This is a genomic window from Corynebacterium freneyi, assembly GCF_030408835.1.
Classification (GTDB): Bacteria; Actinomycetota; Actinomycetes; order Mycobacteriales; family Mycobacteriaceae; genus Corynebacterium; species Corynebacterium freneyi.
Map to the genome: position 1 here is coordinate 2,470,921 of NZ_CP047357.1, position 14,013 is coordinate 2,484,933.

Annotated in this window: 13 protein-coding genes; 4 read left to right on the forward strand and 9 right to left on the reverse strand. The window is 67.9% G+C overall.

The annotated features are described in order from the left end of the window. Positions 1-133: 133 nt before the first annotated feature. The 3 genes from purM to CFREN_RS11075 form a co-directional block, all read right to left on the reverse strand. Positions 134-1,195, reverse strand: coding sequence for a phosphoribosylformylglycinamidine cyclo-ligase (gene purM, locus CFREN_RS11065; protein ID WP_035122780.1), 1,062 nt, complete (start codon positions 1,193-1,195; stop codon positions 134-136). A 78-nt stretch (positions 1,196-1,273) separates the two neighbouring features. Further along, positions 1,274-2,833, reverse strand: a complete 1,560-nt coding sequence (gene purF, locus CFREN_RS11070) for an amidophosphoribosyltransferase (RefSeq protein WP_052054321.1) — start codon at positions 2,831-2,833, stop codon at positions 1,274-1,276. A 53-nt stretch (positions 2,834-2,886) separates the two neighbouring features. Beyond that, positions 2,887-3,294 carry a sterol carrier family protein gene (locus CFREN_RS11075; RefSeq protein ID WP_209651984.1) on the reverse strand — a complete coding sequence of 136 codons (408 nt, stop codon included), beginning with the start codon at positions 3,292-3,294 and terminating at the stop codon, positions 2,887-2,889. Between the two features lie 21 nt (positions 3,295-3,315). Here CFREN_RS11075 and CFREN_RS11080 point away from each other — a divergent pair, with 21 nt between their 5' ends. Then, complete coding sequence (locus CFREN_RS11080) at positions 3,316-4,284, forward strand: acyl-CoA thioesterase (protein ID WP_070523140.1); 969 nt, start codon at positions 3,316-3,318, stop codon at positions 4,282-4,284. 54 nt (positions 4,285-4,338) lie between these two features. On the opposite strand, the gene CFREN_RS11085 is transcribed toward CFREN_RS11080, so the two are convergent. Next, positions 4,339-4,755 carry an arsenate-mycothiol transferase ArsC gene (locus tag CFREN_RS11085; RefSeq protein ID WP_209651983.1) on the reverse strand — a complete coding sequence of 139 codons (417 nt, stop codon included), beginning with the start codon at positions 4,753-4,755 and terminating at the stop codon, positions 4,339-4,341. Between the two features lie 336 nt (positions 4,756-5,091). Here CFREN_RS11085 and CFREN_RS11090 point away from each other — a divergent pair, with 336 nt between their 5' ends. The 3 genes from CFREN_RS11090 to CFREN_RS11100 all read left to right on the forward strand — a co-directional run bounded on the left by CFREN_RS11090 (position 5,092) and on the right by CFREN_RS11100 (position 8,697). Beyond that, complete coding sequence (locus CFREN_RS11090; RefSeq protein WP_209651982.1) at positions 5,092-6,792, forward strand: HNH endonuclease signature motif containing protein; 1,701 nt, start codon at positions 5,092-5,094, stop codon at positions 6,790-6,792. Positions 6,793-7,021: 229 nt separating this feature from the next. Beyond that, entirely contained in the window at positions 7,022-7,462 is a 441-nt protein-coding gene (locus CFREN_RS11095; protein ID WP_035122783.1) for a MarR family winged helix-turn-helix transcriptional regulator, read from the forward strand. 35 nt (positions 7,463-7,497) lie between these two features. Next, positions 7,498-8,697, forward strand: a complete 1,200-nt coding sequence (locus CFREN_RS11100) for an MFS transporter (protein WP_209651981.1) — start codon at positions 7,498-7,500, stop codon at positions 8,695-8,697. 150 nt (positions 8,698-8,847) lie between these two features. Here the strand turns inward: CFREN_RS11100 and CFREN_RS11105 are convergent, their stop codons facing one another. From CFREN_RS11105 to purS, 5 genes are all read right to left on the reverse strand, one after another. Next, the gene (locus tag CFREN_RS11105; protein ID WP_209651978.1) at positions 8,848-9,702 is read right to left on the reverse strand and encodes a cytochrome c biogenesis CcdA family protein; all 855 of its coding nucleotides are present in this window, start codon (positions 9,700-9,702) and stop codon (positions 8,848-8,850) included. Between the two features lie 3 nt (positions 9,703-9,705). Beyond that, positions 9,706-10,530, reverse strand: coding sequence for a DsbA family protein (locus CFREN_RS11110; RefSeq protein WP_244979478.1), 825 nt, complete (start codon positions 10,528-10,530; stop codon positions 9,706-9,708). Between the two features lie 191 nt (positions 10,531-10,721). Beyond that, complete coding sequence (gene purL / locus CFREN_RS11115; protein ID WP_209651976.1) at positions 10,722-13,076, reverse strand: phosphoribosylformylglycinamidine synthase subunit PurL; 2,355 nt, start codon at positions 13,074-13,076, stop codon at positions 10,722-10,724. A gap of 13 nt (positions 13,077-13,089) precedes the next feature. After that, entirely contained in the window at positions 13,090-13,761 is a 672-nt protein-coding gene (purQ, locus tag CFREN_RS11120; RefSeq protein ID WP_035122788.1) for a phosphoribosylformylglycinamidine synthase subunit PurQ, read from the reverse strand. Next, complete coding sequence (gene purS / locus CFREN_RS11125) at positions 13,758-14,000, reverse strand: phosphoribosylformylglycinamidine synthase subunit PurS (protein WP_083291265.1); 243 nt, start codon at positions 13,998-14,000, stop codon at positions 13,758-13,760. Before purS ends, purQ begins: the two co-directional genes overlap by 4 nt. Between the last annotated feature and the right edge of the window lie 13 nt (positions 14,001-14,013).

Sequence of the window (14,013 nt, forward strand, 5' to 3'; positions counted from 1 at the left end):
GGAGTTTCACCGACCGTGGTGAACATGCCGTGCACAGCGTGAAAAGAAGGGGGCGGGCCCCGGCCGATGTGGCCGAGCCCGCCCCCTTCTTTTGTGCCTCGTCCTTTTATTCCCCGTCGTACGGCGGCCCTGGCTAAAAGCGCGGGTGGTCGCCGCGCAGCACGGCGCGCTCGTCCTCGCCGGCGCGGACGACGCCGAGCTCCCAGGCGTCGATGTGGCGGGCGGTGAGCATGGCCAGGGCGCGGTCGCGGTCCTCCGGGGACACGACGGCGACCATGCCGACGCCCATGTTGAACGTCTTCTCCATCTCCTCGCGGGACACGCGGCCCAGCTCGGCGATGGTGCGGAAGATCGGGCCCGGGGTCCAGGTGGCGCGGTCCATGTCGGCGACCAGGCCCTCCGGCATGATGCGGGCCATGTTGCCGGCCAGCCCGCCGCCGGTGACGTGGCAGAAGGTGCGGACCTCCGCCTCCGCCATCAGCGCCAGGCAGTCCTTGGCGTAGATGCGGGTCGGCTCGAGCAGCTCCTCGCCGAGGGTGCGGCCGAAGTCCTCCATGTGCTCGTCGAGCGGCAGGCCGGCGTTGTCGAGCAGGACGTGGCGGGCCAGCGAGTAGCCGTTGGAGTGCAGGCCGGACGATGCCATGGCGATGATGACGTCGCCCTCGCGGACGCGGTCGGGGCCGAGGAGCTTGTCCTCCTCCACCACGCCGACGCCGGTGGCGGACACGTCGTACTCGTCGGGCTCCATGACGCCCGGATGCTCGGCGGTCTCGCCGCCCAACAGGGCGCAGCCCGCCTCGATGCAGCCTTCGGCGATGCCGGAGACGATCTGGGCGACGTGCTCCGGCACGACCTTGCCGATGGCGATGTAGTCCTGCAGGAACAACGGCTCGGCGCCGCAGACCACCAGGTCGTCGACGACCATGGCCACCAGGTCGCGGCCGATGGTGTCGTGCTTGTCCATCGCCTGCGCGACGGCCAGCTTCGTGCCGACGCCGTCGGACGCGGCGGCCAGCAGCGGCTTCTTGTAGTCGCCGAGGGCGAAGAGGCCGGCGAACCCGCCGAGCCCGCCGCGCACCTCGGGCCGCGTCGCCTTCTTGGCGATCGGGGCGAACAGCTCGACGGCGCGGTCGCCCGCCTCGATGTCCACGCCGGCCGCGGCGTAGGAGGCGCCGGTGTTCTGGTTGTCGGTCATGTCGGCTTCACGTCTCCCGGTGAGGTTCGTTGTCGGAAATGTTGTGTCGGATCCGCCGTCCAGCGTATCCGGCGCGGGTCAGGCCGGGGAGGCCTGCATCCGCGCGACGGCTTCGGCGTTGGCGTCCCCGGCGGGCAGGCCCAGCGGGTACACGCCGTCGAAGCAGGCGCGGCACAGGTCGGCGGGCGCCTGCTCGGACGCCTCGGTCATGCCCTCCACGGACACGAAGCCGAGGGTGTCGGCGCCGATGGCCGTGGCGATGCCCTGCACCAGGTCGCCCTCGGGCAGACCATTGGCGATGAGCTCGCCCGGCGAGGCGAAGTCGATGCCGTAGAAGCACGGCCACTTCACCGGCGGCGACGCGATGCGCACGTGCACCTCCGCCGCGCCGGCCTCCCGCAGCATGCGGATCAGCGCGCGCTGGGTGTTGCCGCGGACGATGGAGTCGTCGACGACGACCAGGCGCTTGCCGGCGATGACCTGCTTCAGAGGGTTGAGTTTGAGGCGAATGCCCAGCTGGCGAATGGTCTGCGACGGCTGGATGAAGGTGCGGCCGACGTAGGCGTTCTTGGTCAGGCCCTGGCCGAAGGGAATGCCCGACTCCTGGGCGTAGCCCACGGCGGCGGGGGTGCCGGAGTCCGGAACCGGGATGACCAGATCACCGTCCGCCGGGAACTCGCGCGCTAGCTGGCGGCCGAGCTCCAGGCGCACCGCGTTGACGGAGCGACCGCGGATGACGGAGTCGGGGCGCGCGAGGTAGACGTACTCGAAGACGCAGCCCTTGTGCTTGATTTCGGCGAAACGGCTGGACCGCACGCCGGAGGCATCGATGGCCACGAGCTCGCCCGGTTCGATCTCGCGCACGAACGAGGCGCCGACGATGTCGAGGGCGCAGGTCTCCGACGCGACGACCCAACCGTTGGACAGCCGGCCCAGCACCAGCGGGCGCACGCCCTGGCGGTCGCGTGCGGCGTACAGGGTTTCGCCGTCGGTGAAGGTCAGGCAGAACGCGCCCTCGAGCCGCGGCAGCAGACGCAGGGCCGCCGCCTCCACCGTCGTGCCGGTGTGCGCGGCGCCGTCGTCGGCGCGACGCTCGTCGGCGACCAGCCCGGTCTCGTGCGCCAGCAGGGCGCACATGATGTCGGAGTCGCTGGGCAGGTGGCCGGACAGGTCGACGAGGCCGTGCCCCGCGGCCTCCTCCGCCAACGCGACGTGGTTGATCAGATTGCCGTTGTGCCCCAGGGCGATGTCGGTGCCGTCCGGAGCCATGCGGAACATGGGCTGGGCGTTTTCCCACGACGGCGAACCGGCCGTGGTGTATCGAGTGTGCCCCACCGCGATGTGCCCCTTCAGCGCGTCGAGCGACTGCTCGTCGAAGACCTGGGACACCAGACCCAGATCCTTGAAGACGAGGATCTGGTCTCCGTCTCCCACCGCGATGCCGGCGGCCTCCTGGCCGCGGTGCTGCAGGGCGAACAGCCCGTAATAGGTGAGCTTGGAGACGTCCTCGCCGGGCGCCCAGACGCCGAACACTCCGCACTCTTCGCGGGGCGGCTGCTCCCCGAGATCGTCGAGCGGGGAGGCGGGTGACTGGGATGACGCCGGGACGGGGGAACCGTAGTTCAGGGTATCGGCCACGCCGCCCAGGATAGTCGCGCCGCCGGGGCGCAGACCAAACCGCCCCTTGCCGTTCACCCCAACCTGCACACGGGCAGATGCGCGGCCAGCTCGCCCGCGCGGGTGCCCGACACGTCCATCGACTCGCCGGGCTCCTCCCCCTCACGCTCGCGCGCCTCGTCGAATCCGACCAGGCCGGCGGCGATGCGCAGCCACGTCCGGGGCGTCATCTCGACGACGTTGGGCGGGGTGCCTCGGGTGTGCCGGGGCCCTTCGATGCACTGAACCGCCACGAACGGGGGCACGCGCAGTTCCACGCTGTGCCCGGGGGCCTCTTCGGCGAGCATCCGGGCGGACAGCCGAACGGCCTTGGCCAGCTCCGCCCGCCCCGGGCGCGTGGCCGACTGGCCGTCGTCAAGCAACCACTCCCCCACCGCCGCCATGGCGGCCCTCAATTCGATCGGGTCGACCTTCTTTGCCATGCCCGCATTATTGTGGATGTCATGCCTTCGTCTTCGGTGACCCTCCGTTTCCTCGCCGCCCCCACGGACGTGCTCATGGCCGGCTCCAACAGCGTCCACGGCGGCCGCGTGCTGCAGTGGATCGACAAGGCGGCCTACGCCTGCGCGACCGGCTGGTCGGGGCAGTACTGCGTGACCGCGTATTTCGGCCACATCCACTTCGACCGTCCGATCCCGTCCGGCCACATCGTGGAGGTCCGGTCGAAGATCGCGTACACCGGCCGCACGTCGATGCACATCATTAACGAGGTACTGTCGCGCGACCCCCGCGAGGGCGAGTTCACCCGCGCCGCGGATTGCCTGGTCATTTTCGTGGCCATGGACGAAAACCGGAAGCCGACCCCGGTGCCGCCGTGGGAGCCGCAGACGGACGAGGAGAAGCGCACCCGGGAAGCCGCGTTGTCCCGCTTCGAGCTGCGCCGCGACATCGAGGCCGCCATGCGCGCGCAGACGTACACCTCCGAGTCTTCGGCCCCGGAGCTGGTGACGCGTTTCCTGGCCAAGCCGTCCGACGTCAACTGGGGCGGCAACGTACACGGCGGCACGGCGATGGAGTGGATCGACGAGGCTGCGTCGGCGTGCTCCATGAATTGGGCGGGGCGGCAGACCATCGCGGTGTACGCGGGCGGCGTTCGGTTCTACAAGCCGATCCACATCGGCGACCTGGTGGAGGTCCGGGCCCGTATTCTGCGCACGGGCACGACGTCGATGCACATGAGCGTCCACGTCCATTCGGGTGAACCCCGCAAGGGGCGCGGCGGGCTGCAGTTGGCGCTGCATTCGTCGATGACGTACGTGGCCATCGACGATGATTTCAAGCCGCAGCCGGTGCCGCATTTCCAGCCGACGACGGACGAGGACAAGCGCCTGTACGCTCACGATCTGGCGTTGAAGGAGCTGCGCAGCAAGTACAAGCCGATGCCGCTGGTCGGTTCCCGGGACAGCGAGTAGGTCCGGGCGTTTTTGGCTTGACGACGGCCCGCGTGGTGGTCCGTGAGCCGGGGGTCACATGTCGTCGAGGAGCTTCCGGACGCGTCCGTCGATGTCGTCGCGGATGAGGTTCATGCGCTCCTCCCCCTCGATGCCGCGGAGGCTGGGTTCGTCGACTTCCCAGCGTTCGACGTCGGTCTTCATGCCGTCGCGGGCCGGGATGTCCGCGCCGCCGACGATGATGACGCGGTCGGCGCCGCGCATGACGGCGTCGTCGATGGCGGTGGGCGTGCCGCAGGTCATGTCGGCCCCGATTTCGGCGACGGAGGCTGCGGAGTCCGCGTTGATCGTCGAGGCGGGCGTGAGGCCGGCGGAGCGCACGTCGATGTCGCGGCCGGCTTCGTCGGCGCGCAGGCGCATGATGGCTTCGGCCATCTGGGATTTGCCGCCGTTGGTGTTGCACAGGAAGTAGACGGTGGGTTTGTCGGACATCGTCGCGTCGCTTTCTTAGGTGGGGCGTGGGGTGGCGCCGGGGCCGCGGTCGCGACCAGGATACGTGCGGGGGCGGATCGTCGAACGTTTCTTTTTTGGCCGGATGGTTTTGCTTGACGACGGCGGCGGGTACGCATGCGCCCTGATGCACATGTGAACGGTGGGGCGAAACGAACCCGAATCGTTACCCAATGTTCGAAGGAATCGACTCGAACACTTGTATGATGAATGGTGACGGCGGGGCCGGGGAAGGCCACCGCATCGGGGCAGATCAGCAGCAGCGATCACGCGACACAGGCACTTTCGACACGCGCATCCAGCGCCGGGGGAATCGACATGGCATTCGACCATGACGCAACCAACAACCACCACCATCACGATCACGATCATCACGACACCGAGCCGCCACCTGCGCGGAAGCGGTGGGCCACCGAACGCGATGAGCCGGTGAGCAACCTCGCCCGGCGGCGCAACCTCGTCGACATCGACATCTGCCTTGCAGTTACCCCCGATGGTGACGACGACGTCGACTCCCACCTCGCCTGCGTGGCCACGCGCCTGGGACTGTCACGTGGCAAAGCCGCCCGATACTGCGACGTCGGGGTGATGCTGCGCCGCATGCCCAAAGTGTTGGGCGTATGCCGGTCGGGGGCGTGGCCGCATGAACGCCTGGCCACGATTGCCGCGGCCATTGCCGCGGTATCCGACGACAATCTCGCCGCGGTGGAAGACAAGTTCGTCGCCTACCTGTGTCCGAGGAAGGACTTCCAGGCCCTGCCCGGACCGAGGGTCTTCGCCCGGGAGTTGCGCCGCATCGTCGAAGCCATCGAACCGGTGTCGACCCCACCCGACGATGAACCGAGGCCGATTGTCGGCGAGTCGTACGCGGTCGACAATGAGGGAGCTGGTGATTTCGGGCAGTTGATCGTGGTGTTGCGCAAAGACCGCCTCGCCGAGTTCGACGCCACCGTGCGGGCAATCCGGGACGCGAAGGCCAACGACGGCAACGACGGCAACGAGTGTTCTTTGCCCGATGCTCTTATGGCGTTGTGTCGCGGTGGCGGTGAGGGGGTGTCGGTGACGATGAACGTCTACGTCGACGGCACCAACACCACCGGCACCAGCACTACCGGCGCCGCCAACACCACCGGCACTGCTGATGAGTCCGATGTGCAGGTCTGGCTCGATGGTGCCGGCTGGTTGCCGAAGTACCTGACCAAGGCGTGGCTGTCCCGGGCGGCGACTGTTCGGTTGTCGTCGGACTCGGTCACCGGTGGGTATGTGCCCACCGACGCACAAAAAGCGCGGGTACGCGGCCGTGATGGTCAGTGTCGGTTCCCGGGGTGTGATGTGCCGGCGCATCGATGTCAGATCGACCATGTCATCGACTACGACCCCACCCACACCACCAGTGACGGTGACGGTGGCGGCAGTGGTTATGGGTTGGGGGTGACGGCGACGTGGAATCTGCAGTGCTTGTGCCAGCGCCACCACAACCTGAAGACCTCGAAGCATTGGCGCGCGGTGATGCATGCCGATGGGTCGGTGACATGGATCGACCATGCCGGACACGTGTTTGCCACCACGGTGGCCCACGGGCCGATTGCCCATATCGGCCGACAGACGTTTTCCCAGCGGGCCACCCGTCGGGCGTCGACGATTCACGGGGATAATCTGCGGCGGATGAAAGCCGAAGCCGACAGACAGGCGGCGATGGAGCAGGCCGATATCGATGCCGCACTGCGCACACACGCCCGTCAAACCAGACGGTACGAGGAGGAGTTGGCTGATTTCGTTGCCGGGCCGCTCAACTCCGATGACCCGGATGTGCGGCAACAGGCCGGTGGGTTGGTGGTCGCGGCTGATGATGGGTGGCCGTGTGTCGATGATGAGTTGTGGTCGCGGCAGCAGGTCTCGGCGCGGGTGGCCAGGCGTAGGCGTGAGCAGGGGTCTGGGTGGTGTCGGGCTGATGTGGATGCCCACCGCGTGCCGCAGCCGCCGAAGCCGCTGGGGCCGCGACCCGGAATTCCCTTCTGACGCATCCCCGTTCTAGGACAACACCTCCTGAGGACAACACCGTTCGAGGACAACCCGTTCTGGGGCAGCCCTTCCATCGCAGCCAGTTCTGAGGAAAACCCCTCCAGGACATTGCGCTTCAAAGCCAGCCGGCTTCGAGGACATCCCACGCCAATGACAACAGGAAGATGCCACCAGATTCTCGGGCCACCCTCTCGCCACATGCATAGGCGACATATATAGTCGCCCTATGCAAAAAGATGATGCGACCCGACTGGCGAACGATCTCGTCTGGGCAAGCAGCCGATTCGCTCGCGCCGCGTATCAGTCCACGCAGGTCGAACTGTCCTACGTTTCCCTCCGCGCTCTCGCCGCACTCTCCCGCGAGCCGGGGCTTCGCGTCGGCGAACTCGCCCGTCGCGAGGGCATCACGCAGCCGTCGATGAGCCAAGCAATCAAGAAACTCGTCGACGCCAACCTGGTCACCCGCCACCCATCACCATCGGACGCACGCGCCTCCGATCTGATGATCACCGACCATGGCCGCGAAGTTCTCGTGCAGTACCGCGCGGATTCCGCCGCAAACATCCTGCCCATCTTCGACACCTTCACGGACGAAGATCTCGCCGCACTCACCCGCGCCACCGAACTCATGCACCACCTGGCCGAGGAGCTCGGCCAAAACCGATAGACCCGTACGTCCGCACCACGCAGAGGAGGAAATCCTTGGCATCCGACGCCGATACGCAATCAATGCTCAAGCAACCCATCGCAGTCTGGGCCCTCGCATTCGCCTGCGCGGTCTCGTTCATGGGCATCGGACTCGTGGACCCGATCCTTCCCGCGATCAGCCGCGAACTCGAAGCGTCACCGACCCAGACGATGCTGCTGTTCACCAGCTATCTGCTCATCACCGCGTTGGCGATGTTCTTCAGCGCCGCCATTTCGTCAAAAATCGGCGTGAAAGTCACGCTCTTGACCGGCTTGGCCCTCATCGTGCTCTTCGCCTTCCTCTCCGGAGCCGCGAATTCCGTCGACACGATCATTGGATTCCGGGCCGGCTGGGGCCTGGGAAACGCGCTGTTCATTTCAACTGCCCTCGCCGCAATCGTCGGCGCCGCCGCGGGCAGCGCCGGGCAGGCCATCATTCTTTACGAGGCCGCCATGGGCATCGGCCTCGCCGTCGGCCCGCTCGCAGGCGGACTGCTCGGCTCCATCTCCTGGCGCGCACCCTTCTACGGCACCGCGGTGCTCATGACCATCGGCTTCCTCGCAATCGCAACGCTGCTGAAGCTCGGGCCGAAGAAGCCGGAACCCGTTGCATTCGACGCGGGCCTCGTCGCGTTGAAGGAACCGACGCTACTCACATTGGGAGCCGTCGCGTTCTTCTACAATTTCGGTTTCTTCACCCTGCTCGCCTACTCCCCTTACCCGATCGACCAAGCCGCCGCCGCGGCAGGCAATAATTTCGGGGCGATCGAGCTCGGCTTCGTGTTCTTCGGCTGGGGACTCACTCTCGCGATCTCCTCCGTTTTCCTTGCACCGCGGCTCACGCAATCGTTCGGCCTCTTTCCGGTCCTGATCGCCATCTTGAGCGGTTTCGGCATTCTCCTTGCGGCACTCGGATTCGGCGCGGAAAACCTCATCGCCGTCATCGTGCTGGTCATCGTCGCCGGTGTGTTCATCGGCGTCTTCAACACCGTCCTCACCGAGGCCGTGATGGAAGCCACCGACCTTCCCCGCGGCGTCGCCTCCTCCACCTATTCCGGCCTGCGCTTCCTCGGCGGTGCCATCGCCCCTGCGGTCTCCGGCCCCTTGGCAGCCACATTCGGAGCCGGTGTCCCCTATTGGTTTGGCGCGGCATCACTGGTGTTGTCGCTGGGAATCCTGCTCACCGGAAAGCGCCACCTCGGCCGGATCCTGTAACCGCGCATCATCGACGACGCTGTGGCATGCACGTGAGCGGGCACGCGCGTGGGCGGGCATGCGCATGAGAAGGAAGGCGCATGAGCGGGCATGCGCGTGATCGGACATGAGTGTGGGGGCCACAGATGCCGAGGGAGCGAACGTCCGCGCCTACTCTGTCGCGTCGTCCGATGCCCGGCGCGCGCCGCGCACCAGGTACACGACCAACCCGACGGCAACGAGGACGAGCACTCCCAATACGACCCACAGATCCGACACGGCGCCCGATACGGTCGTCAGCCATTCCTGCATGGCGAACTGCTGATCCACCGTCGTCACGCCGCCCAACCCCGCGGTGCCGCCGGTGACGATGAACAGAACACCCAACCCCACCAACACGACACCCGCGATCAACGACAGGGAATTCGTGTGCACCGGGCCGACCTTCACGCTGCGCGGACGCAACCACGACCTCGAACCCAGATCCAACTTCTCCCACAGCAGAGCCATGAGCAGCAGAGGCGCCGCCATGCCCAACGCGTACACCGCCATCAAAGCCCCACCCTGCACGGGCGAGCCGCCGGCCAAGGCGACGGTCAGAATCGCACCGAGCAGCGGCCCCGAACAAAATCCCGCCAACCCGTACACCGCACCGAGCACCGCGACATTGAGTACGCCGGTCCCCCGCGCCGTCGCCTCCGCATCAGGGCCGAACCGGCCACCGAACCGAAATCCGCCGCCCAACCCGGTGAACACGCCCAAAGCGATGACCACCACCCCCGCGACCATCGTGACGGTCGAACGGTGCACCGTCAGCAGCGACCCGACCGCACCGACGCCGGCGCCCATCGGCACGAGCACCGCGATCATGCCCAGGTAAAACACGGCAGTGCGCTGCACCAACTTGCCCACGCCGTCGAAGGCGTACGCGAAAAACGACGGCAACAGCAACGCCGAACACGGGCTCAACAGCGACAGCAAACCGCCGAGAAACGCCCCTACGACACCGATCGAGCCGACTCCCACGCGCTACTCCCCGGCCCCGTCGGGCAGCTGAGACTCGATGGCCTCGACGAACGACTCCAACGGCTGAGCACCGACGATCACGCCTTTGCCCACGATGAACGTCGGCGTCGAATTCACCCCGTACAGGGAGCCCTCCTCGGCGTCCTTCGCGATCGCCTCGTCGAAACGATCCGACATCATGTCCGCGCGGAACTTCTCCAGATCCGGGATGCCCGCCTGCTCGGCGAACTCCATCAGCGCCTGCTCGTTGAGGTCGGCGTGACCGCGCTCGGGGGCCGCCGCCATGACGACCTCATGGAACTCGCGGAACGTGCCCTGCTCCGCGGCGGCACGGCCCGCGCGGGCGGCGAGCATCGATTCCTCGCCGAAGATCGGCATGTCGCGCCACTCGATGCGCACCGTGCCCGCCTCCACGTAATCCGCCATCAGAGTCGGCTCGATGTCGCGGGCGAACTTCGCGCAGAACGGGCAGCGCCAGTCTGAATAATTGATCAGCACGACCGGCGCGTCGACGGCTCCCACCGCCATCGGGTCCCCCTCGTCGCGGCGGGCGAGGAAACTCAGGCCCTCACCTTCCGACGCCCCCTCCGCCCCGGACCGGCCACCATCGACCGAATTCGAGGTGCCGCCGCCGGCCTCCGTCGCCGAACCAGAGCCCGAACCGGAGCCCGAACCCGAACCAGAGCCTCCCCACACCATGTACCCGCCGACGCCGATGATGAGCAGAATGACCACCACCAGCGCGATCACGGCCGGCACCATCCCGGGTGCGGGCTTCTTCTTCCGGGGTGCGGTGGCCGGGGCGCCGGCCGGGGCGGTGTCGCTCATGGGGTCTCCACTTCCACGTCGGGTCGGGCGTGCATTGCTTTGCGACGGCCGCCCGTTCACGGCGACCGCCCGCCAATCGAATACGGCCTACCGTATCCCACGGCCGTGACGCGCGTGGGGCGCCCGCCACCGCGCACGAAAAACCGGCCCTCCCGCCATCGCGGAAGAGCCGGTTCACGCCGAAAAACGGATTACTCCGCCTCGACCACCGAGTTCGCGCCCGCCGCATGGGCGAACAGCTTCGGCAGGGTGTCGCGCCATGCGGACTCCGCCTCGGACACCGGGATCTCGAAGGAAATGTCGCCACCGGACACGCGGATGACCTTCTCGTCATCGGCGGTCAGGACGCGGCCGATCTTCGCGAACGGCACGCCCACCTCGGCGGCACGGGCCTCCAGGTCCGCAGCGGCACCGGCCGGCACCGCGACCAAAGCGCGCGAGGCCGACTCCGAGAACAGGGCCACGAACGGGTCGGCGGAGACGTCGTCAAGCGAAACCTCGATGCCGACGCCCGACTGAGCCGCAGCCTCGACGATGGCCTGCGACAGGCCGCCCTCCGACAGGTCACGGGCGGCGGAGACGAAATGCTCGCCGCGGGACTCGATGGTGCCGTGGAAGAACTCCGTCAGCTTCTCCTCGTTGGCCAGGTCGATGGCCGGCGGCATGCCGCCCAACGCATCGTGGGCGACCTGCTGCCAGATCGAACCACCCAGCTCGTCGAAGGTCTCGCCGAGCAGGTACAGGACCTCGTCGGCGACGCCGTCCTGGGCGAGGCGGTTGCCGATCACCTTCTCCACGTCCTCGACGATGCCCAGCACCGCGATGACCGGGGTCGGCAGAATCGGCTCGTCACCGGTCTGGTTGTAGAACGACACGTTGCCGCCGGTGACCGGAACGTTGAGCTCCGCCGCACCATCGGCCAGACCGCGGACGGCCTCGGCGAACTGCCACATGGCGTCCGGGTTCTCCGGGGAACCGAAGTTCAGGCAGTTGGACACCGCATACGGCATCGCGCCGGTGACCGACACGTTGCGGTGCGCCTCCGCCAACGCCAGACGGGTGCCCGTGCGCGGATCGAGCTTGGTGTAGCGGCCCGACGCGTCGGTGGACACCGCCACGCCGCGACCGGTCTCCTCGTTGACGCGCAGCACGCCGGCGTCGGCATCCTTCGCGGCGACCGTGTTGCCGCGGACGTACCGGTCGTACTGCTCGGTGATGTGCGCACGCGAGCACAGCGCCGGCGACGCCGCCAGATCGAGCACGGTCGCGCGCAGCTCATCGGACGAGGCCGGGCGGGCCAGATCCGGGGTCTGCTGCAGCGCATCCTGCCACTCGGGACGGGCGTACGGACGGTGGTAGGTCGGGCCCTCGTCGGCGATGGTCTTCGGCGGGGCGTCGACGACGACCTTGCCGTCGTGGGTGACCACCAGGTTCTCGCCGTCGGTGACCACGCCGATGTCGGACGCGATGACGTCCCACTTCGCGCAGATGGCCATGAACTCGTCCATGTTCTCCGGCTTCACCACGGCGCACATGCGCTCCTGGGACTCCGACGACAGGATCTCCGCGGCGGTCATGTTCTCGGCACGCAGGTGCACGTTGTCCAGGTTGATTTCCATGCCGCCGTCGCCGGCGGCCGCCAGCTCGGACACCGCGCAGGACAGGCCCGCGCCGCCGAGGTCCTGGATGCCGACGACGACGCCGGCCTTGTACAGGTCGAGGCAGCACTCGATGAGCACCTTCTCGGCGAACGGGTCGCCCACCTGGACGGCCGGCAGCTTGCGCTCCGCGCCCTCCTCGAAGGTGTCCGACGCCAGCACCGACACGCCGCCGATGCCGTCGAGACCCGTGCGGGAACCGAAGAGCACCACGCGGTTGCCCGTGCCCGACGCGAACGCCAGGTGGAGGTCCTCCACCGGCAGCACGCCGACGCACAGGGCGTTGACCAGGGGGTTGCCGGCGTAGGACTCGTCGAACACGGTCTCGCCGCCGATGTTCGGCAGGCCCAGGCAGTTGCCGTAGCCGCCGACGCCGGCGACGACGCCCGGCAGCACTCGCTGCGTGTCCGGGGCATCGGCGGGGCCGAAGCGCAGCTGGTCCATCACGGCGACCGGGCGGGCGCCCATGGCCATGATGTCGCGGACGATGCCGCCGACGCCGGTGGCCGCACCCTGGTACGGCTCGACGTACGACGGGTGGTTGTGGGACTCCACCTTGAAGGTGACGGCCCAGCCGTCGCCGATGTCGACGACGCCGGCGTTTTCGCCGATGCCCGCCAGCATCTTCTCCTTCATGGCGTCCGTGGTGGTCTCGCCGAAGTAGCGCAGGTGCACCTTCGACGACTTGTAGGAGCAGTGCTCCGACCACATCACGGAGTACATGGCCAGCTCGGCGTCGGTGGGGCGGCGGCCGAGGATCTCGCGGATGCGGGCGTACTCGTCCTCCTTCAGGCCCAGCTCGGCCCAGGGCTGGGCGAGGTCCGGGGTGGCGGCGGCGTTGTCGACGGTGTCGTCGTGGACGTTGGCGTGCGGGGTGTTGTCGGTCATGTCGGTCCTCCCTTTACGCGCCGATGGTGGAAACGGCGGACAGGAACAGCTCGAGACCGTCGAGCGACGGGCCGGTCAACGCCTCGACGGCGTGCTCCGGGTGCGGCATGAGGCCCACGACGCGGCCGTCGGCGCTGCACACGCCGGCGATGTCGTTGATGGAGCCGTTGGGGTTTTCGACGTAGCGGAACACCACGCGGCCCTCCTCCTCCAGCTCGCGGATGGTCTCCGGGGCGGCCTGGAATCGGCCCTCGCCGTGCTTCGACGGGATGAGGATCTCCTGGCCGGCGGACAGCTTCGACGTCCACGCGGTGTCGGTGTTCTCAACCTTGAGGTGCAGGTCGCGGCACACGAAGTGCAGGCCCTCGTTGCGGGTCAACGCGCCCGGCAGCAGGCCGGCTTCGGTGAGGATCTGGAAGCCGTTGCAGATGCCCAGCACCGGCATGCCCTTGCCCGCGGCGTCGATGACGGACCGCATGACGGGGGCCAGCGCCGAGATGGCGCCGCTGCGCAGGTAGTCGCCGTAGGAGAAGCCGCCGGGCACGACGACGGCGTCGACGCCCTTCAGGTCGGCGTCGGCGTGCCACAGGTCGACCGACTCGGCGCCGGCCAGCCGGACGGCGCGGGCGGCGTCGACGTCATCGAGGGTGCCGGGGAAGGTGATGACGCCGATCTTGGCGGTCACTTGCCCTCCTCGCGGACGACCTCGAAGTCCTCGATGACCGTGTTCGCCAGCAGGGTTTCCGCCAGGCGGTTGAGGTCCTCGTCGGTGACGGAGTCGTCGACCTCGAGCTCGAATCGCTTGCCCTGGCGAACGTCCGAGATTCCGGAGACGCCGATGCGTCCCAGGGCCCGGTGGACGGCCTGGCCCTGCGGGTCGAGGATCTCCGCCTTGGGCATCACATTGACAACTACACGCGCCACGTAAGTGCTCCTG

Coding starts and splice junctions, on each gene's coding strand:
- purM (WP_035122780.1), bottom strand. CDS start 1,195: ATGACCGACAACCAGAACACCGGCGCCTCCTACGCCGCGGCCGGCGTG.
- CFREN_RS11075 (WP_209651984.1), bottom strand. CDS start 3,294: ATGGCAAAGAAGGTCGACCCGATCGAATTGAGGGCCGCCATGGCGGCG.
- CFREN_RS11080 (WP_070523140.1), top strand. CDS start 3,316: ATGCCTTCGTCTTCGGTGACCCTCCGTTTCCTCGCCGCCCCCACGGAC.
- CFREN_RS11085 (WP_209651983.1), bottom strand. CDS start 4,755: ATGTCCGACAAACCCACCGTCTACTTCCTGTGCAACACCAACGGCGGC.
- CFREN_RS11090 (WP_209651982.1), top strand. CDS start 5,092: ATGGCATTCGACCATGACGCAACCAACAACCACCACCATCACGATCAC.
- CFREN_RS11095 (WP_035122783.1), top strand. CDS start 7,022: ATGCAAAAAGATGATGCGACCCGACTGGCGAACGATCTCGTCTGGGCA.
- CFREN_RS11110 (WP_244979478.1), bottom strand. CDS start 10,530: ATGAGCGACACCGCCCCGGCCGGCGCCCCGGCCACCGCACCCCGGAAG.
- purL (WP_209651976.1), bottom strand. CDS start 13,076: ATGACCGACAACACCCCGCACGCCAACGTCCACGACGACACCGTCGAC.